This is a genomic window from Hymenobacter latericoloratus, assembly GCF_014199535.1.
GTDB classification, from domain to species: Bacteria; Bacteroidota; Bacteroidia; order Cytophagales; family Hymenobacteraceae; genus Hymenobacter; species Hymenobacter latericoloratus.
Genome location: NZ_JACHNV010000002.1, coordinates 381238 through 399362, shown reverse-complemented (window position 1 = coordinate 399362; position 18125 = coordinate 381238). Strand labels below are relative to the sequence as shown.

Annotated in this window: 16 protein-coding genes; 4 read left to right on the top strand and 12 right to left on the bottom strand. The window is 61.4% G+C overall.

Going from position 1 to position 18125, the window contains the following annotated elements; genetic code table 11:
- Positions 1–47 precede the first annotated feature (47 nt).
- The 5 genes from GGU46_RS07415 to GGU46_RS07395 form a co-directional block, all read right to left on the bottom strand.
- Positions 48–2099: an RICIN domain-containing protein gene (locus GGU46_RS07415; protein WP_183402919.1), complete on the bottom strand. Its 2052-nt coding sequence runs from the start codon at positions 2097–2099 to the stop codon at positions 48–50.
- 195 nt (positions 2100–2294) lie between these two features.
- Entirely contained in the window at positions 2295–2504 is a 210-nt protein-coding gene (locus GGU46_RS07410; RefSeq protein ID WP_183402918.1) for a hypothetical protein, read from the bottom strand.
- Between the two features lie 503 nt (positions 2505–3007).
- Complete coding sequence (locus GGU46_RS07405; RefSeq protein WP_183402917.1) at positions 3008–3679, bottom strand: response regulator; 672 nt, start codon at positions 3677–3679, stop codon at positions 3008–3010.
- A gap of 240 nt (positions 3680–3919) precedes the next feature.
- Positions 3920–5224, bottom strand: coding sequence for an amidohydrolase family protein (locus tag GGU46_RS07400; RefSeq protein ID WP_183402916.1), 1305 nt, complete (start codon positions 5222–5224; stop codon positions 3920–3922).
- Positions 5225–5381: 157 nt separating this feature from the next.
- The gene (locus tag GGU46_RS07395; protein WP_183402915.1) at positions 5382–8486 is read right to left on the bottom strand and encodes an amidohydrolase family protein; all 3105 of its coding nucleotides are present in this window, start codon (positions 8484–8486) and stop codon (positions 5382–5384) included.
- A gap of 174 nt (positions 8487–8660) precedes the next feature.
- On the opposite strand from GGU46_RS07395, the gene GGU46_RS07390 reads away from it, so the two are divergent.
- The gene (locus GGU46_RS07390) at positions 8661–8870 is read left to right on the top strand and encodes a hypervirulence associated TUDOR domain-containing protein (protein WP_183402914.1); all 210 of its coding nucleotides are present in this window, start codon (positions 8661–8663) and stop codon (positions 8868–8870) included.
- 177 nt (positions 8871–9047) lie between these two features.
- Here GGU46_RS07390 and GGU46_RS07385 read toward each other — a convergent pair whose 3' ends face one another.
- Entirely contained in the window at positions 9048–10604 is a 1557-nt protein-coding gene (locus GGU46_RS07385; RefSeq protein ID WP_183402913.1) for an amino acid permease, read from the bottom strand.
- Between the two features lie 573 nt (positions 10605–11177).
- Here GGU46_RS07385 and GGU46_RS07380 point away from each other — a divergent pair.
- The 3 genes from GGU46_RS07380 (at position 11178) to sbcD (ending at position 14310) form a co-directional block, all read left to right on the top strand.
- Complete coding sequence (locus GGU46_RS07380; RefSeq protein WP_183402912.1) at positions 11178–12560, top strand: MBL fold metallo-hydrolase; 1383 nt, start codon at positions 11178–11180, stop codon at positions 12558–12560.
- A 91-nt stretch (positions 12561–12651) separates the two neighbouring features.
- On the top strand, positions 12652–12993 hold the full coding sequence (locus tag GGU46_RS07375; RefSeq protein ID WP_183402911.1) for a DUF6970 domain-containing protein: 342 nt from the start codon (positions 12652–12654) through the stop codon (positions 12991–12993).
- Positions 12994–13077: 84 nt separating this feature from the next.
- Positions 13078–14310 (top strand): exonuclease subunit SbcD, encoded by a 1233-nt coding sequence (sbcD, locus tag GGU46_RS07370; protein ID WP_183402910.1) that lies wholly within the window; start codon positions 13078–13080, stop codon positions 14308–14310.
- Positions 14311–14386: 76 nt separating this feature from the next.
- On the opposite strand, the gene GGU46_RS07365 is transcribed toward sbcD, so the two are convergent.
- The 6 genes from GGU46_RS07365 to GGU46_RS07345 all read right to left on the bottom strand — a co-directional run bounded on the left by GGU46_RS07365 (position 14387) and on the right by GGU46_RS07345 (position 17824).
- The gene (locus GGU46_RS07365; RefSeq protein ID WP_183402909.1) at positions 14387–14944 is read right to left on the bottom strand and encodes a GNAT family N-acetyltransferase; all 558 of its coding nucleotides are present in this window, start codon (positions 14942–14944) and stop codon (positions 14387–14389) included.
- Positions 14941–15222 (bottom strand): GNAT family N-acetyltransferase, encoded by a 282-nt coding sequence (locus GGU46_RS21895; protein ID WP_215906283.1) that lies wholly within the window; start codon positions 15220–15222, stop codon positions 14941–14943. Before GGU46_RS21895 ends, GGU46_RS07365 begins: the two co-directional genes overlap by 4 nt.
- Positions 15120–15443 (bottom strand): GNAT family N-acetyltransferase, encoded by a 324-nt coding sequence (locus GGU46_RS22570; protein ID WP_215906282.1) that lies wholly within the window; start codon positions 15441–15443, stop codon positions 15120–15122. The genes GGU46_RS21895 and GGU46_RS22570 overlap by 103 nt, the downstream gene beginning before the upstream one ends.
- A 16-nt stretch (positions 15444–15459) precedes the next feature.
- The gene (locus GGU46_RS07355; RefSeq protein WP_183402908.1) at positions 15460–15948 is read right to left on the bottom strand and encodes a hypothetical protein; all 489 of its coding nucleotides are present in this window, start codon (positions 15946–15948) and stop codon (positions 15460–15462) included.
- Positions 15949–15951: 3 nt separating this feature from the next.
- Positions 15952–17226 (bottom strand): glycoside hydrolase family 2 TIM barrel-domain containing protein, encoded by a 1275-nt coding sequence (locus GGU46_RS07350; protein ID WP_183402907.1) that lies wholly within the window; start codon positions 17224–17226, stop codon positions 15952–15954.
- An 88-nt stretch (positions 17227–17314) separates the two neighbouring features.
- Entirely contained in the window at positions 17315–17824 is a 510-nt protein-coding gene (locus GGU46_RS07345) for a DUF2306 domain-containing protein (protein ID WP_183402906.1), read from the bottom strand.
- Positions 17825–18125 lie beyond the last annotated feature (301 nt).

Genomic DNA, 18125 nt, shown 5'->3' with positions numbered 1-18125 from the left:
GCTGTTCGGCTGCTACCAGGCTCTTTGCACACACCAGGCCGGCTACCCTACTTTACAATCGTAAACTCTACGCGCCGATTCAGCTTGCGGGTTTCCTCCTTGTCGTTGGCGGCGCGCGGCTTGCTGCCGCCGTAGCCCACGGTGCTGATGCGGTTTTCCGGTACCCCGCGCTTTACCAGGTAGCGCTTCACCTCGGCCACCCGCTCCTCCGAGAGCTTCACGTTCAGGTCGGCGCGGCCCTGGTTGTCGGTGTGGCCTTCCAGACGGATGTTCACGGTGGGGTTGTCCTGCAGGGTGCGGGCCAGGCGGTTCAGCTCGGTGTAAGAGGCTGGCAGCAGCGTGTATTTGCCCTGGGCGAAGATGAGGGTCGGCAGCTCCAGGCTGGAGCCCACGGCGGCCGGTACCAGCAGCAGCTCCCGGCTCTGCGAGCCACTCATGGTAATGGTGTCGGTGGCCGTGAGGTAGCCCACGCGGGAAGCCAGCAGGCGGTAGCGGCCGGGGGGCAGCGTTAGCTGGAAGGCGCCGCCGGCCACGTCGGTGCGGGCCGTGGCATTGAAGGCCAGCTCATTGCCCAGCCGAATGGCTTTTACCTCGGTGGCCAGGGGCAGGCGGGTTTTGGCATCGAGGGTCCGGCCTGCAAGCAGGGTGCGGGCCGCCGCGCCCGGCGAAACGGCCGGCGCAACGGGCCGGGCCGAGTCGGGCGCGGCGGGGCGGGGCGCTACCCCGGTTACGGTCCGGAACAGGTCGGCGGGGCCGTTGGCGGTTTGAGAGGCCACGTAGTAGGCTTGCTTACCATCGGCCGTGAGGCTGAGGTAGGCATCGAAGCCGGGCCCATTCAGGGGGGCGCCCAGGTTGCGGGGCTCGCTCCACCGGGTCCAGGTTTCATCGAGGCGCTGACTCACGAACATATCGGAGCTGCCGTAGCCGGCGTGGCCGTAGGAGCTGAAGTAGAGGGTTTTGCCATCGGGGGCCAGCCAGGGCGCAAAATCGAAGCCGGGCGAGTTAATAACCGGCCCCAGACTCACCGGCTCGTTCCAGATGCCATCGGCCCCGGGCCGACTGATGTACAAGTCGTTACCGCCCTGGGAGTCGCCGCGCTCCAGGGACAGCAGCAGAATTTTCTCGTCGGGGGTCATGAAAAACGACGTGGCCGGCCCGGCGGAGTAGTAGTTGGCAATATCCAGGGGGACGGGCAGGGCTTGCTTGCCGGTAGCCCCGCGCGGCACCTGGCTCAGGCCTTCGTCGCGGAAAGAGCCGTCGCGCTGATATTGGCCGCGCACCAGCAGGGTTTTTCCGTCATTCGTGAGGGCCATTACCCCGTTGTGCTGGGTGGTGTTCAGGGCATCGAGGCGGGTAGCCGGCCCCCAGGTGCGGCCCCCGTCCGCGGAGGTGCTGGTCCAGATGTCGCCCGATTCCGTAACGCCTTCCGTGTTGCCGGCATAGCGGGTGCGTACAAAGTAGAGGGTGCGGCCATCGGGGGCCACTACGGGCTGCAGCTCGTTGCCGCTGGGCGTGTTCAGGGCCGAAAGCGGGGCGGGCAGCCCGAAGCCCAGCTGGGTAGTGTCCACGTTCAGGCGCAGCTTAAACAGCTTCCACTGCTGGGTGGCCCGGTTCAGGATGCGCTGCCCTACCACGGGCGTACCATTAAACTTGTCGGCGGCGGCCAGGGCGGCGCACTTATCGTTGCCGCGGCTCACCAGCATAAAGCTACCCATGGGCCCGGCCGGAATCAGCTTCCACTGCTGGTAAAAGCTGCCCGTCCAGGGGCGCTGCACAATGGCGGCATTTTCATCGGGCTTTTCCAGGGTCAGGCACTTGCCGCTGTGCCGGGCCTCAATGCGGTAAAAGTCGCTGCCCTTAGCGGCCGGTACAAAGCGCCACTGCTGGCTGTTAGCGTGCGTAAACTCCCACTGCACACTGGTAGCGCCGGCCTCCGTCGAGGCGTTGGTAACATCCAGGGAGCGGCCGCTGCCGCGGGCAATAACGCCGTACCAGGCATTTTCATCGGGCACAAATGCTACCTGGGCGCGTAGCCCCGAGGGAGCAGAAAAAAGCAGGGCCAGCAACGGCAACACAAAACGAAACAGCGGATTTATCATGCACGCGAAACGGATGAACCTGGGTGCAAGTTAGCCGAATTCCGGCCCAGCCCGGGCAGAACAAGAAAAGGCGCCGCCTCCCCGAAGGAAGAACAGCGCCTTTTGGTGTAGGTTTTTGCTAGGTTTTTTCCGGGCTGGCCCCGCGGCCACCCCGGCGGACGAACAGAACTAAGCAGCCTCCTTGACAGCGGCTGCTTAGTTGTTGCTGATGTATTTGAACCGAACAAACCGGTCGTTTTCATAGATGGCCGTAAAGTGCCCGCCACTTGTTTTAGAATCCGCTTTGGAGTCGGTTTTGCGCTCCGTGGTTTTGGGGCTGGCGGCAGAACTCGTCGGGACGGCCGGATATGCGCCGGGAGCCATACCGGGTACGTGGCAGATAAAGGAGAGAATCTTCGAAGGCATGGTCTGTTTTCCGTTAGTGGTTAAATGTTTAGACACTGGCAAAACGGTATTTAGATGAGAAAAAACTTAATTAAAGCGATTCGGAGCCGCTTTTGCTCAGATCAAATATAAAGATATTATCATTTGATTGAACGATGCTAAGGTATATTTTTTCTTTGATAAATGTAAATAGGTAGCAACCCTTATTTTACCTCCGTACTAGCACGGATATTTATCCGGGCCGCTCAGCGCCCTATCACACCCCACGTTTTCCCGGCGCTATGGGCTTCAGATCGAACACAAAACGCCCTTACGGCGCTAAAAGCCCGATTTGCATTTCGTTTCTCATCTTAAAAGCAGGGCCTTGGCCTACCCCCTCTTCTCCCCCACTACCGGCCACGGGTTAGCCGTTGGCTTCCCGGCCGGTAGCCGGTGGCTGCTCAACTTTTTGGAGCCTACTGCGGGGTGCGAGGCGCCAGTTTACATCTGGCGAGAACCTTGCACATTAGCTATATAGCGCCGGCTCAGGAAATCAGCTTGTGCCGCAAGGCGTACTGAATAAGCCCCACCACCGACTTGGAGTTGGTTTTAGTGAACAGGTTGCGCCGGTGCGTTTCCACGGTCCGCTCACTGATGAAGAGCATTTCGGCAATGGCCTGGTTGGAGTACTCCTGCGCAATAAGCCCCAGAATTTCCCGCTCCCGGTTGGTCAGGTCGGCGGGGCGGTTGGCCTCCAGCGCGGCCGGGATGTGCAGGTTCTGCAGCAAGGTGGCGGCTACATCCTGGCTGAAATAGTTGCGGCCGGCGGCAACCTGCAGGATGGCCTCCGTCAGTTCCGTCCGGGTAGCGGTTTTGAGCACGTAGCCCGAGCCACCCGCCTCCAGCATTTCGGCTACCGTGGCGTGGTCATGAAACATGCTCAGAATAAGAACCCGAATGGATGGCCACTGCGTCCGGATGGTGCGCGCCAGCTCAATGCCCGACATTTCGGGCATGTTCAAATCCAGCACGGCCACCTGAATATTGGGCCAGTGGGTGGCCAGCAGGTGCAGGGCTTCGGCGCCGCTGTAGGCCTGCGCCGCCACGCGCAGGCGGGCTTCGGGCCGCAGCATGCTTTTGAGCCCCTCTACTACCACCGGATGGTCGTCCACCAGCAAAAGGGAAATGACTTCGTCTTCTGGCAATGGTTCAGACATAGGTACAGGGCGTAACGCCTTTGGTTGTCCGGCCGGAGGTTGGTCGCGGGTCCACAAAGAAAGATACTATAATCTACTCTTTCCGTCAATATAACCCATAGTATATATTATGATTTTTACATATCCTCAGGCGAGCGTTTTCTGGCGCTGGCGCGCAAAACCCGGCGCCGGGGCCGGCCCTACCCCGCAGGCAGGCCCACACTCCCAACGCCGGGTTTCCAGCTCCGGACTTACCGGCGCCTATTTCAGGCCGTACTTCCCCCGGAACTTGTCGCGCAGGTAGGTTTGCTTGGTATCGAGGCGGAAGGCCCGGCCCTCAATCCAGGCGCGGGTCACGTCGTTGGTGCGCATGTCCAGCAGGTCGCCGCGGCTTACTACCAGGGTAGCGCTTTTACCCGCTTCCACGGAGCCAAAGTCCTTGTCGATGCCCAGAATGCGGGCCGGGCTCAGGGTTACGGCTTCCAGGGCCTGCTCTTTGCTGAGGCCGTAGCCGGCAGCCGTGCCGGCTACAAAGGCCAGGTTGCGGGCCCCGGAGGTTTCCTGGTCGCCTTCGTAATCGAGGCAGAAGCGCACCCCGGCCTGCTGGAGCAAGCTGGGCAGCCGGAAAGGCTGGTCGTAGGCGTCGCCCTCGCGGCGGGGCAGGGCATGAATGCGGGACAGCACCACGGCCACGTCGTTCTGCTTCAGAAAGTCCAGCATCATCCAGGCGTCGCGGGCCCCCACTACGGCTACTTTCTGCACGCCCAGGCGCTTGGCAAACCGCACGGCCTCCAGCAGCTCCTTGCCGTAGTCGGCGTGAATAAACAGGGTTTTCGAGCCATCGAAGAGGCCGGCCAGGGACGTGAGGCGCAGGTTTTCGCGGCGGCCGGCGGGCTGCTGGCGGTAGGCACTGGCCTCCTGGAGCAGGCTCTCGAGCTGGCGCAGCTGCTCCTGTCGGTTTTTCTCGCGGCGCTCCAGCACCGCAGGCTCGTCGGTGGGGCTGGTTTTGATAATCATGGCCGGCCAGTTCAGGTGCAGGCCATCATCGGCGCGTACCTGGGCGTCCTGCCAGTTCCAGGCATCCAGCTGCACCACGCTGCTCTGACCCGAGAGAATACCGCCGCGGGGCGTTACCTGGGTGAGCAGCACCCCGTTGGTGCGCACCGTCGGGATAATGTCGGAGTCGGTGTTGTAGGCAATGAGGCTGCGCACGTTGGGGTTGAACTCGCCTACCTCGCGCGCGTCCACCGTGGCCCGGATGGATTCTACCTCCGTCAGGCCCAGGGTGGAGTTGGGCAGAATCAGGCCGGGGTATATCTGCTGGCCTTTCACGTCGATGACCTCGAAGGCGGCGCGGTCCTGGGCAAAGCCGCTCTGGGCCCCGGCGTAGGTAATGCGGCCCTTATCGAAAGCCACGGCGGCATCGGGCACCACCGTGCCGTTGCCTACGTGCAGGGTGCCGCCCAGCAGCAGCACCGGCCGGCTCTGGGCCGGCGCCGGGGCGGGCACCTGGGCCAGGGCGGGGGTAGCGGCCAGTAGCGCCAGGGAAAGAAAAATATGTTTCATGGGGTTATTATTTGTCTGGAACGTGTCATGCTGAGCGAAGCCGGAGGCGTAGTCGAAGCATCTCCCCCTCTGGCTAACGCATTCATGAGGACGAAGCGGGAGAGATGCTTCGGCTGCGCTCAGCATGACGAAGAATTGTAGGCTGAGCAGCCAAAAGCTACTTATCCAGCTCCTTTGCCTGGCCCTCGGTGTCGCAGTGGTAGTGCTGGTTGGGCTTGGCGGTGGGCAGCTGGGTAGCGGCGCCGCCTTTCTTGGCGTCCAGCATTTTCTGCACAATGCGCAGGCGCTCCTGCTCCAGCTGCTGGCGCAGCTGCTGGTCGGTTTCCAGGCTGAACATCTCGCGGCCGTCCACGAAGGTGCGCTCGGCGCGGGCGTACACGCTCAGGGGGTTATCGGTCCAGAGCACTACGTCGGCATCCTTGCCTTCCTTGATGCTGCCCATGTTCCGGTCCAGGTGCAGCATTTTGGCCGGGTTGATGGTCACCATTTTCAGGGCTTCCTCCTCTGACAGGTTGCTGTACTTCACCATTTTGGCGGCTTCCTGGTTGAGGCGGCGGCTCATTTCGGCGTCGTCGGAGTTGAGGGCCACGTTCAGGCCCACGTCGTGCATGATGCCGGCGTTGTAAGGAATGGCGTCGCGCACTTCGTTTTTGTAGGCCCACCAGTCGGAGAAAGTGCTGGCGTTGATGTTGCGCTGCTTCATCTTGTCGGCCACTTTGTAGCCTTCCAGGATGTGGGTGAAGGTGTTCACCGGGAAGCCCATGCGGTCCGACACGTTCATGAGCATGTTGATTTCGGACTGCACGTAGCTATGGCAGGTGATGAAGCGCTGGCGGTTCAGGATTTCCACCAGGGCCTCCAGCTCCAGGTCGCGGCGTGGGGCCTCGCCTTTCTTCTGCTTGCCTTTGCTGAGCTTGTTCCAGGCCTTCCACTCCTGCTCGTACTCCTTGGCGCGGGTGAAGGCATCCACGAACACCTGCTCGGTGCCCATGCGGGTTTGCGGGAAGCGCACCACGTTCAGCTCGCCCCAGTTGCTTTGCTTGACGTTCTCGCCGAGGGCAAACTTGATAAAGCCCGGTGCGCCGGCAATTTTCATTTGCTCCGGCGTCATGCCCCAGCGCATTTTAATCAGGGCCGACTGCCCGCCGATGGGGTTGGCCGAGCCGTGCAGCAGCTGGGCGGCCACTACCCCGCCGGCCAGGTCGCGGTACACATCCACGTCCTCGGGGTCCACTACGTCGCCGATGCTCACTTCCGACGTTACGGACTGGGTGCCCTCGTTTACGCCCCCGGAAATAGCCAGGTGGGAGTGCTCATCGATGATGCCGGGCGTGAGGTGCTTGCCGGTACCATCAATGCTGCGGCCGCCGCTGGGCACGGACAGGTTGCGGCCAATGCGCACAATTTTGCCGTTTTGCAGCAGTACATCGGTGTTTTCGAGCTTGCCGGCGGCCTCACTGGTCCACACGGTGGCGTTCTTGATGAGCACGGTTTGCTGGGCCGGCACCTCCGGGCGGCCGTAGGCCACGAAGGGATACTGCACCGCGCCCAGCTGAGGCGGCACGGGCGCTTTCACGGAGTCGCGGCGGGCGGCGCGGGTGGCTTCTTCGAGGCGGCGGGCCGTCCATTTGATGTTTGTCCAGCCGGTTTGTGTACCGCTTAGCTGACCGTCGCCTTGAAAAGTGCGGGTTTCGGGGGTATAGTAGCCACTTAAACGAGTTACATCAGCGTCTTTTCCCTTTCTGGTATTGAATACGATGGTAGCCAACTCGCCGCTAACAGTCAGGCTGCCCTTAATCGTATCGCCGGGCGAGCCCACAACTTTTAGTTGGGGAGCGTCTGGTTTGCCCTGAATCAGCAGGGTCATATCTGCCCCAAGCCGGAACTCATTATCCTTGACTTTATCAGCAGTCGTCATGCTCAGCTTGTACACGCCCCGGTAGTCGACCGGCAGGGTGCTGAGCTGGTACCGCTCGCCCTGCACCCAGTTGTCGAGCAGCACGTTATCCTCGGCGAGCAGGCGGCCCGAGCACACCAGGAAGTTGGCTTCCATGCCCGGCCGCAGGGCCCCTACCCTGTCCTGGGCTTTCACCAAGGCGGCGGGGGTAGCGGTGAGAGCCTTCAGGGCCTGCTGCTCCGAGAGGCCGTACTGCACGGCTTTGCGCAGGTTGGGCAGAAACTTCTTTTTGTCTTTGAGGTCGGCGGCCGAGAGGGCGAAGGGCACGCCGGCTTTGGCCAGCATGGCGGGGTTAGCCGGGGCCATTTCCCAGTGCTTCAGCTCCTGCAGGCTTACGCGGGCCGCGTCGTACACGTCATCTACCTGGTAGGCATCGGGGAAGTTGAGGGTGAGAATGAGCGGGGCCTGGGTGGCTTTGATATCAGCAATGCGCTGGTACTCGTCGCCGCGGCCTTTGATGATGTACTGCACCCCGAACTCGTCGCCCAGCTTATCGGCCCGCAGGGCGTTGAGCTTGTCGCGCACCTCAAAAATGGCGGGCAGCTGGCGCTGCTGCGTAAGGGCCCGCAGCGAGAGGTTCTGCTCTCGGGTGGGGTTGCGCTGGTTCCAGTCGGCATCGAGGTAGCTCTGGCGCAGCAGGGCAATGCTGCCCATCAACGACGACGGATAATCTTGCGTGCTGCTACCCTTCTCGAAGCTGAAAGTCGCCGCCGACCGGTCCTGGAGCAGCACCTCACTTTCGCGGCGGCTGGAGCTCAGGCTTACCAGGGCGGCCGTGCCGCGGGCAATGCCGTCGGGCTGGTGGGTGAGCACCGCCCCGAAGCCCTGGCGGCGGTAGGCCTCGGCCTGCTCAGCATTCACGCGAAACAGCTCGGCCGCGTTTACCTCCGGATGAATGGCTTGGTTCCAGTCGTAGGCGCCGGCCTTGGTGCTTTCCAGCTGGGGGCCACTGCGGCGGCCCTGGCGCTCGGGGGCTTTCACCTCGGGCACACCGTAGGAGGCGTACAAATCCACGAAGCCGGGGTAAATAAAGCGCCCCTTCAGGTCCTGAACCACGGCCCCGGCCGGAATCTTCACCTTGGGCCCCACGGCCTCCACTTTGCCGTCCCGAATCAGCAGAGTGGCATCGTCGAGGCGGGTTTTGTAGTCCAGAAAAATGGTGGCGTGGGTGAAGGCGTACAGGCCCGGCCGCTGGTCGTACACGCCGTTGCGGGGAAAGGTGGCTGGCTGCTGGGCGTGGGCGGCCGTGAGGCTGCCGGCCAGCAGCCCACCGGCCAGGCCCAGCCGGCGAAGGTCAATGCGCATGGGGTAGAGGTATGAGAAATAGAAAGGATGTGACGCGGAAAAACGGCCCCGGAAGCAGCAAATTCCTACCCCCTGGTGCAGCAAAGAACCACTTCGGCAACCGGAGTTGCACCAGGTCAGTATGCTGAAGAAGAAGCTCAACTAACTACCAAAACCCGACATTTCCCATACCCCATGCGCAAAGGCACCCAAGTAACCTGGAAATACGGCACCGGCACGGCCACCGGCAAAATCGAGGAAACCCACAAAGAGTCGGTTACCCGCAAGCTGCAGGGCTCTGAAATCACCCGCCACGGCACCCCCGACAACCCCGCTTTTCTTATTGTGCAGGACAACGGCGACAAGGTGCTGAAGCTGCAAAGTGAGGTGAAGCCGGCTAAGTAACCGCCCGAGCGGTTTCCGCCTACCCCCGCCACGGCCGCAAACCCTATCGGCCGGAAGTCAGCCCGAAGCCAGCCGGTCAGACGGCCCCGCCGTCGGACCGGAACGGGCGGCTAGAATACTAAAAAAGCCCCGCCGAGTTATCGGCGGGGCTTTTCTGTTCAAAGCGAGGTAGGCTGCTTAGGCGTTTTTGGGGTCGGGCTCGATGAAGGCCTGCTCCTCCATTTCGGTGGGTACCACTACAATGCCCTGCTGGAGCTTGGAGTTGCGCTTGCCGTAAATAAAGTACACGATGAAGCCGAGAATCATCCAGCCCAGGGCTACTTTCAGGGTGAAGGCATCGAGGGCGGCAATCATAGCCAGGCAGACCACGATACCCATAATCGGCACGAAGGGGAACGAGGCATCGGAGAGGGGCGCGCGGAACGGACGGGGCTGCTGCGGATCGGTTTTGCGCATGATCCACACGCCCGCCGACACCAGCACGAAGGCCAGCAGAGTCCCGAACGAGGTCAGGTCGCCGGCCAGGGAGCCGGGTACAAACGCCGCGAAGGCGCCCACGAACACCAGCAGCACCAGGTTTGACTTGTAGGGCGTGCGGAATTTGGGGTGCAGCTCGGAGAAAGCCTTCGGCATCAGGCCGTCGTTGGCCATGGAGAAGAACACCCGGCTCTGGCCCATCAGCATTACCAGTACCACCGACGAGAAGCCAGCCAGAATAGCTACCGTTACGGCCGTCGAGAGCCACTCGTAGCCGGGCATGTGCTCCTTGATGGCGTAGGCCACGGAGGCCTCGCCACCCTTAGCCGGGTCAGCAAACTCGCGCCAGTTGGCTACGCCCGTCAGCACGTGGCCGAACAGGATGTACAGCACGGTGCACACGGCCAGGGAACCCAGGATACCGATGGGCATGTCGCGCTTGGGGTTCTTGGCTTCCTGCGCGGCCGTCGAAACGGCGTCGAAGCCAATAAAGGCGAAGAACACGATGGCCGAGCCCCCCAGAATGCCGAAGATGCCGTGCTTGTTCCAGTCGGTGTACTCGCGTACTACCACGCCGGCGGCGTTGCGCACGGGCTCAGCGTTGTCCGGAATCAGGTAGGGCGTATGGTTGGCGGGGTTGATGAACTGCCAGCCTACCGCAATGAATACCAGCACGATGGCTACTTTCACCACTACAATAATGGAGTTGAACGTGGCCGACTCCTGGGTGCCTTTGATGAGCAGCAGGCTCAGGGCCACTACTACCAGCAGGGCGGGCAGGTTCAGCCAGCCGCCTTCGCTCGGGGCGTGGCACAGCTCAAAGGGTATTCGGGTGCCAAAAACTTCCAAGAGCTTGTTCAGGTACTCGCTCCAGGCAATGCTCACCGTGGCGGCCCCCAGGGCGTATTCCATAATCAGGGCCCAGCCAATTACCCAGGCCACAAATTCGCCCATGGTGGTGTAGGCGTAGGTGTAGGCCGAGCCGGCAATGGGAATCATAGCGGCAAACTCGGCGTAGCAGAGGCCGGCGAAAGCACAGCCAATGGCGGCCACAATAAAGGCCAGCGTCACGCCCGGCCCCGAGGCCTGGGCGGCGGCAGCGGCAGTACGCACGAACAGGCCGGCCCCAATGATAGCCCCCACGCCGAGCGCCACCAGGTTAGCGGCGCCCAGGGTGCGCTTCAGCGAGCCTTCCCCCGAGGAGTTGGCTTCGCCCAGCAGCTGGGCCAGCGGTTTTTTGGCGAAAATATTTGCCATACAGGTTGATGAGAGAAAAGAAAGGGGTGAGACGGGGATTATGAAATTTGCAAAAAAAGCCGCCTGCAAGCAGCTACGTGGGCCGAATATAGCCCTTTATCCGGATAGCTGAACTTGAACCGGATGCCAGCGGACAGATTCGGCACCGAGATGAAACCGGAATGAAGCCCGGCGCCCAGCCCCCCGGTGCTTGCGGGCAAAGACGCCTCCCCGACGCAAAAGATGCTTATGCTACCGGCCCTAGCCGCCCACCCCCGTGCGGGGCCTACCCCGGCTGCTCGCCCAGGGTTGCGGCTCCCCATAACCCCAGGGCCAAGGCCTGGCGGGGCCGGGGTGCGAGTGGCGCGTGAGAAAGCAAGCCTGGCCCCGGGAGGAAGCCAGGGCCACCAACCTTTTCAGGATCAAGCGGGTTACTACCCTACGCTCGCGGCCAAAGGCAACCGCAACCGTTCATGCGCTACCCCCAATATTTTCCGGAACCCGTAGGCAGGCTTTTCTTCTTGCTTATATTTGAAAATATGCGCCCGGGCAACGGCTGAGCCCGCCCGGGGGCACCACCACATCCAACACCCCATGAGTCCTCTGCCTAGTAGTACCGGTTCGGTACAGATTCAGCAGTTCTACGACAAAGGCCTGGCCCACGCGAGCTACGCCATCCGCAGCGGCCGCCAGGTGGCCATCATCGACCCGGCCCGCGACCCCCAACCCTACTACGATTTCGCCGACGAGCACGACGCCAAGATCATTGCCGTCATCGAAACGCACCCCCACGCCGACTTCGTCAGCAGCCACCTGGAAATTGCCCGCGAAACCGGCGCTACCATTTATGCCAGCAAGCTGGTGAAGGCCAGCTACCCCCATCAGCCCTTCGATGACGGCCAGCGCATTACGCTGGGCACGGTGGAGCTGCACGCTCTCAACACTCCGGGCCACTCGCCCGACTCTATCAGTATTCTGCTGATGGACGAGCTGGGTCAGAGCCGGGCTGTATTCACCGGCGACACCCTGTTTGTGGGCGACGTGGGCCGCCCCGACCTGCGCGAATCCGACATTGTGGGCGGGCACAGCCGCGAGGAGCTGGCGGCCCAGCTCTACCAGAGCACCCGCCAGAAGCTGATGACCCTGCCGGCTGCTACCCGCGTGTACCCGGCCCACGGCCCCGGCTCGCTCTGCGGCAAAACCACCTCCCCCGACCTCGACAGCACCATTGGCAAGGAGTTGAAAACCAACTACGCCCTGCAGCCCATGTCGCAGGAGGAGTTTATTAAGGTACTGCTGGAAGACCAGCCCTTCATGCCCAAGTATTTCGGCCACGATGTAGTGCTGAATAAAAACGGGGCCCCGTCGTTCGAGGACAGCGTGCGGGCCGTGCCGCGCCTGCACTCCGGTATTGCCCTGGAGCCGGGGGTAGTGGTTATCGACACCCGCCCGGCCGAGCAGTTCCGGGCCGGCCACCTGCCCGGAGCCATCAACCTGATGGATGGGGGCAAGTTTGAAACCTGGCTGGGCTCCATTGTGGGGCCCCAGGAGCCCTTCTACCTCATTGCCGACTCGCAGATTGCCCTGGACACGGTGATCCGCAAAACGGCGAAAATCGGGTACGAAGGCAACATTAAGGGGGCCCTGCTGGCCCCGAGGGAGCTGCCCGCCACCAGCCCCGATACCGACGTGGAGCACGTGCGCCAGCAACCTCAGGACTACACCATCGTGGATATCCGCAACCGCACGGAGGCCCACCAGCCCATCTTTGATAATGCCCTGCTGATTCCGCTGCCTGAGTTGCGGGAGCGGGCCCAGGAGGTCCCGACCACCAAGCCCGTGCTGGTGCACTGTGCTGGCGGCTACCGCTCGGCCGCCGGGGCCAGCATTCTGCAGGCCGCCCTGCCGGCCAGCGTACCAGTGTACGACTTAGGCGAAGCCATCAGCACCTTTCAGCCCCAATCGGCAACGGTGTAGGCGGTAGTGCAACCTTTTGGCAATGCCAATACTCCCAAAAAGACCGGACCCACTAGGGTTCGGTCTTTCTGTTTTTAATCAACAAGCTCTTATGAAAAAAGCACTATACCCAATGCTGGCAGCAGCACTTCTGTTATCTGCCTGTGATGAAGCGGATATTGAAAAGGGCACGCCCAGTTGCGTGCGGCAAAAGATTATCAACTTGGAACGGGATACTCCCTGTGATGAAGGAGCCTACGTGAAGGAATATTCTTTCCAGGGTAAAACCGTGTATGTGTTCGACGCGGGCAACTGCATTGCCGATGGCAGCGCGGAAGTAACGGACGCCGACTGCAACACGCTGGGGTATCTGGGCGGGTTTGGAGGTAGCATTCAAATCAACGGCGAGAACTTCAGCAATGCGAAGTACAAGCGCACTGTCTGGGAGCAGTAGCGGCCCGATACTTCCCTACCCCCGCGCCCGGCCCGAACCTGCCGGGTCTTCCTCTTCCGGCCCAGAAGAACTATCTTCGTAGTCATGCGCGTACTACACACCGCCGACTGGCACCTGGGCCAGCGGTTTATTCAGGGCCACGAAAGAACTGAGGAGCACCGCCATTTTCTGGAGTGGCTGGTGCAAACCGTGCGCGAGCAGCAGGTAGAAGTGCTGGTGGTGGCCGGCGACATTTTCGATACCGGCTCGCCTTCCAATCAGGCCCTGGAGCTGTATTACTCCTTTCTGCTGAGCATGCGCGGCACCACCTGCCGCGACATTGTGGTGGTAGGCGGCAACCACGACTCGCCGGCTACCCTCAACGCCCCGGCCCGCCTGCTGCGCCACTTGCGCGTGCATGTGGTAGGCTGCGTACCCGACTGCTTCGAGGACCAGGTGCTGGTGCTGGACGATGCCCAGGGCAAGCCCGGACTGGTGGTGTGCGCCGTGCCCTTCCTGCGCGACCGGGACATTCGGCTTTCGGTGCCCGGCGAAACCGCCGAGGAGCGCGAGGCCCGCATCAAGCAGGGCATTGCCGACCACTACGCCCGTTGCGCCGAGGTAGAGCGAGTGTGGCAACTGAAAGACCTGGGCCTGCCCGTACTGGCTACCGGCCACCTCTACGCCGCCGGCGCCGCCCCTTCCGATTCGGAGCGGACCATTCATGTGGGCAACCTGGGCCAGATTACCGCCGACCACTTCCCGGTCGTGTTCGACTACGTGGCCCTGGGGCACTTGCACCGTCCGCAGCGGGTAGGCGGCCGGGAGCATATCCGGTACTCGGGCTCCCCCATTCCGCTGTCGTTTTCGGAAGTTGACCACCCCAAGGAAGTACTGCTGCTCGACTTCCGAGAGGGTAAGCTGGCCGAGCTACAGAGCCTGCCGGTGCCGGGGGCGCGGCGGCTGGTGCGCTTCCACGGTACCCTGGATGAGGTAACCCAGGGCCTGACCAGCTACGACAACACGGGCTACCCCCTCCCCGCCTGGGCCGACGTGCAGATTCACTCCGAGCTAACCCAGCTGGAAGTAGCCGAGGCCCTGCTCAACGTAATTCAGGAACTGGACCGCCGCCACCTGGAGGTGCTGGCCCGCCGCCACTTCCGCCTCGTGAAGCTCCGCGCCCTCGGCGAGGCCGAGGAAACCGACGACACGCCCCTCACCCGCAGCCTCCACGACTACACGGCGCGCGAAGTATTTGAGCAGCGCCTAGAAGCCGAGCCTGAGGATAGCCGAGTCGAGCTGCTCCGCACCTTCGATGAGCTGCTGGAACGGATGTAGCTGATCTGCTAAGTGCTACTATTCTCTATCCGGCTGCGAATAACGACTAGCTCCCCTCCTCATCTGAGGAGGGGAGCTAGTTCTTGCTTCGACCTAATGCTGTTTTCTGCATAGGGTTTTGCCTCGCATACCACCACCACAAGCTGCCATCCGGCTCCAGGAATTCTTCCTGCGGCTGCATGCCCAGCTTTTCCAGAATACGGCGGGAGGCGGTATTTTCCTGCATAACGGTGGCATTGATTTCCGGGAGTTGCAGTACTTCCAGGCCGTGGTGCAGGGTAGCGTGGGCCGCTTCAGAGGCGAAGCCTTGGCCCCAGTGCGGGGGTAGCAGGCGGTAGCCAATGTCGTGGTAGTTGATGCGGCTGTTTACCTCGCTGTCGTTCACCAGCTTCAGGCCACACCAGCCGATAAACTCCTGGGTATCCTGGCGCACCACGGCCCAGCGCCCGATGCCATTGCGCTCATACTGCTGCCGGATGTATCGGATGATGGCCTCCGCCTCCGCGAGGGTGCTGATGAGCCTGTTGGGCACATAGCGCAGTACGTCGGGGTTGGAGTCGAGGGCCAGGATGCCGGGCGCATCAGCCAAGGTAAGGTCGCGCAGCAGCAGGCGGGGCGTTGCCAGACGAATCATGGGCGCCGCACGGCGTACACCAGCTCGTCGATGTACTGGCCGTGCTTGAAGAACGTTTTCTCGAAGCGAGCTTCCAGCACGAAGCCGGCCTTTTCCAGCACCCGCTGGGAGCGGGGGTTGGTGCCGAAGGGCCGGGCGAAGATGCGGGTAATATCAAAGGTGCGGAAGCCATAGTTCACCATCTGCCGCACGGCGTCCGTGCTGATGCCCTGCCCCCAGAACGGCTCGCCCAGCCAATAGCCCAGCTCGGCGTTCTTGCGCTCAATGTTGGGGCGCACATGCAGCCCAATACCGCCCACTGCTTCGCCCCTACCTCAATAGCCATGATGTTCACCGGATTTTCCCCGGCGGCCATAGCAATGAAGTCGCGGCCATCTTCCTCCGTGTAAGGGTGCGGAAACTGGTCGTTCATGTACCGGGCAATGGCCGGGTTGTTGGCGTAGCGGACGAGACTGGGCAAATCGGCCGGGGCCCAGGGGCGGAGGGTGAAAGGTGTCATAATTGTTTACGGTGTGTTATCCCACTTTTTTCAATAGGGCTTCACTATTCGACAAATACATTTCATTGAAAGAACACCGGCAATTACCAATAGTCTGTCCTTGTTCATTCCTAAATTCAATACTCCACGATACATCTTCTATTTCTACTTCTCCTTTTAATCGTATCCTGATATTATTTCTGAATTCAAAAATCAAAGTTCCTCCACTCTCTAACTCAATATTATTAATACTAACCTGAGTTAGCAGGGTCATAAAGAACCCTCGAAGCGGCTCTTCTGGTCCACACAAGTTTTCTATACTAAAAGGGTAGGTCGCCAGTAATTTATTCCATTCGTTTTTGTCCTCGAGTTCGAAGTCACTAATAATAGCATTCGCCGTTATACCTAAATCATCATTAAATAATTCAAATTCGAAATAGGTAATGCCATAGCAGAATTTTGTGTAGTATGAGCCAATCAAGGCTTTCCTTAAAACCTCTATGATTTTACAAGTATCTGTTTCCATCAGCTACTTCCCCTTCACATAAAACGGGATATTGGCCGTGGCTACGTTATCCTTGCCATCGTAGGCGTACACGAACAAGCGGTAGGCGCCTTCCTGGGTGGGCGCTTTGAGGGTCGTCTGGGCTTTGGCGCCGGCCGGGATGAGGCCCGGAATGGCGGCGGGGCGGCTTTCCCGGTCGCCGCCCGATTTGAGGTCGGTGCTTTCCGGGAGCAGCTCGTAGCGGTAGGTGAGCGGGTCTTTGTCGGGGTCGGTTATGGCCACTACGGCGGGGTAGCTCTGGCCGGGCTGCAGCTGCACGTTGTCGGTGGCCTGCTTGCCATCGAGCTTGAAGCTCGCCAGGTGCGGGGCGCGGTTCTGGGGCCATTTGCCGCTCCAGAGGTACTGCATCACATCCACTACTTCTGATTCCTTGCCATCCTCCGTGAAGATGCCGTACCAGGTGGGTGTGCGCTCCTGCTTCTGACCCCACAGAAACACGTAGGTGCCCAGGCACTGGGTTTTGTCTTTGGCCACGGAGGCCTCGTAGCGGCTCCGGTACACGGCGGCTTTCTGGCTGCTGGTTTCTTCCACTGAGGCTTTCCAGGGCGTAACGGGGCTTTCCCAGTGGCCGGTGGGACCCCACTCGGCTACCACGTAGGGGCCGGTCCAGCCGGTGGTGCGCACCTGCTGCGGAATTTCGGCCAGGCCAGCGTAGGTGTTGATGCTGAGGATGTCCACGGCCGGGCACTTGGCCTTGATGTAATCAACTTCCTTCTGGTTAAGGCCGGCCAGCACGGTGCTGGTGGGGTGGTTGGGGTCCACCTCATGAATCATCTGGGCAATCTGCTGCACGGCGTCCCATACCTTGGGGTTGGTGTACTCCAGGTTCAGCTCGTTGCCGATGCCCCAGAACAGCACCGCCGGGTTGTCTTTGTACTTCAGCACCTCGGCGCGCAGCTTCTGCAGCTGCTCGGCTACGGCCTGGGGGTTGTTGTAGTCGAAGCCGTGCCGCTCCCGGGCCACATCGAGGCCCAGCATCACGGTGAGGCCGTTTCTCTGGGCTTCGGCCAGCACGTTGTCAGAGTTGTGGGTGCTCCAGGTCCGGATGGAGTTGCCGCCGTAGGCCTGCACGCGCTCCGGATACTGACCGCCGCCGGCCCCCTTAATGAAGTACGGCTGGCCGCCGCGCAGCAGCTCGTAGCGGCCGTTGGCTTGTTTTACCTCCACCTTCACCGGGGCATTTTGGGCGAAGGCGGGGGTAGCGAAAGAAAGCAGGGAGAGGAACAGGTAGGATTTCATAGATACACAGGGGGTAGCAGACAGGCTGGGGCCGTGAGCGTTAAAGTAAGGGGTATTTTTCACTGATGCCCCTACCCCTGGTCTCCCGTCAAACCTTGTGCTCCACCACCCGAACCGCCGCCGGCACTTCCCTACCCTGCCAGCGCGGCCAGGCCCGCACCAGCCACGCCACGCCCGGCAGCGCCACCGTAGCCGTGGACAGGGCAGCTACTTCCCAGAATAAAAGGCCCGGCACCCGCACCAGCACCTCGGCCACCAGCGCCACGTACAGCTCCAGCACCGACCCGTACATAAACCCAGCGTGAAGCTGCCGCCAGGAGCGCATGGGCCTGCGGCGCAGCACCGGCACCATGCCGGCCACCAGGGTCAGGGCACTGAGTATGGCCGCTGCGTGGAAGATGCCGAAGCCATGAAACTGCCGGTAAATCCCGAAGCAGGTAACCAACATCAGCACGAGGGCCCCTACGTAGCCGTAGCCCAGCCGCTTGTGCAGCTGCCCACTTTTGGGCCGTACCAGCACTGTAGTGCCCAAAACCAAGGAAGCCAGAGCTGCCAGCAGGTGCACCAACCCCCAATAGCTGTAAACAATACTGTGCATGTTGCGCGCTTGTTAGGGCCCTGGCAGGCTCGTGTCTGCCAGGGCCCCGTATCTCAGCAGTACGTACTCATCCGGGTATCGTTTTGAGAGCTGGCAATTAGCCGGATTGATGGGGTAGCCAACGCACCGAGGGAGAATTTTCGTCGGACCGCTGCAGCGCCTTCTTTCTGCCTGCCCCTCGCACCGCCTTCCGCCTTGAAATCAGCCCGCTACTTTTCTTTCCGGGGCTGCGGCCTTTTCTGCTGCCCTCTCGTTCGGGTGATAGTTGGGGGCAGGCTTGACTAATCCCACAATGGGAAAA

What these genes read in the sequence shown, in the direction of transcription:
- GGU46_RS07385 (WP_183402913.1), bottom strand. Translation starts at nt 10,604, where the DNA reads ATGGCAAATATTTTCGCCAAAAAACCGCTGGCCCAGCTGCTGGGCGAA.
- GGU46_RS07355 (WP_183402908.1), bottom strand. Translation starts at nt 15,948, where the DNA reads ATGGAAACAGATACTTGTAAAATCATAGAGGTTTTAAGGAAAGCCTTG.
- sbcD (WP_183402910.1), top strand. Translation starts at nt 13,078, where the DNA reads ATGCGCGTACTACACACCGCCGACTGGCACCTGGGCCAGCGGTTTATT.
- GGU46_RS07380 (WP_183402912.1), top strand. Translation starts at nt 11,178, where the DNA reads ATGAGTCCTCTGCCTAGTAGTACCGGTTCGGTACAGATTCAGCAGTTC.
- GGU46_RS07415 (WP_183402919.1), bottom strand. Translation starts at nt 2,099, where the DNA reads ATGATAAATCCGCTGTTTCGTTTTGTGTTGCCGTTGCTGGCCCTGCTT.
- GGU46_RS07410 (WP_183402918.1), bottom strand. Translation starts at nt 2,504, where the DNA reads ATGCCTTCGAAGATTCTCTCCTTTATCTGCCACGTACCCGGTATGGCT.
- GGU46_RS07395 (WP_183402915.1), bottom strand. Translation starts at nt 8,486, where the DNA reads ATGCGCATTGACCTTCGCCGGCTGGGCCTGGCCGGTGGGCTGCTGGCC.
- GGU46_RS07400 (WP_183402916.1), bottom strand. Translation starts at nt 5,224, where the DNA reads ATGAAACATATTTTTCTTTCCCTGGCGCTACTGGCCGCTACCCCCGCC.
- GGU46_RS22570 (WP_215906282.1), bottom strand. Translation starts at nt 15,443, where the DNA reads ATGACACCTTTCACCCTCCGCCCCTGGGCCCCGGCCGATTTGCCCAGT.
- GGU46_RS07350 (WP_183402907.1), bottom strand. Translation starts at nt 17,226, where the DNA reads ATGAAATCCTACCTGTTCCTCTCCCTGCTTTCTTTCGCTACCCCCGCC.
- GGU46_RS07390 (WP_183402914.1), top strand. Translation starts at nt 8,661, where the DNA reads ATGCGCAAAGGCACCCAAGTAACCTGGAAATACGGCACCGGCACGGCC.
- GGU46_RS07375 (WP_183402911.1), top strand. Translation starts at nt 12,652, where the DNA reads ATGAAAAAAGCACTATACCCAATGCTGGCAGCAGCACTTCTGTTATCT.
- GGU46_RS07345 (WP_183402906.1), bottom strand. Translation starts at nt 17,824, where the DNA reads ATGCACAGTATTGTTTACAGCTATTGGGGGTTGGTGCACCTGCTGGCA.
- GGU46_RS07405 (WP_183402917.1), bottom strand. Translation starts at nt 3,679, where the DNA reads ATGTCTGAACCATTGCCAGAAGACGAAGTCATTTCCCTTTTGCTGGTG.
- GGU46_RS07365 (WP_183402909.1), bottom strand. Translation starts at nt 14,944, where the DNA reads ATGATTCGTCTGGCAACGCCCCGCCTGCTGCTGCGCGACCTTACCTTG.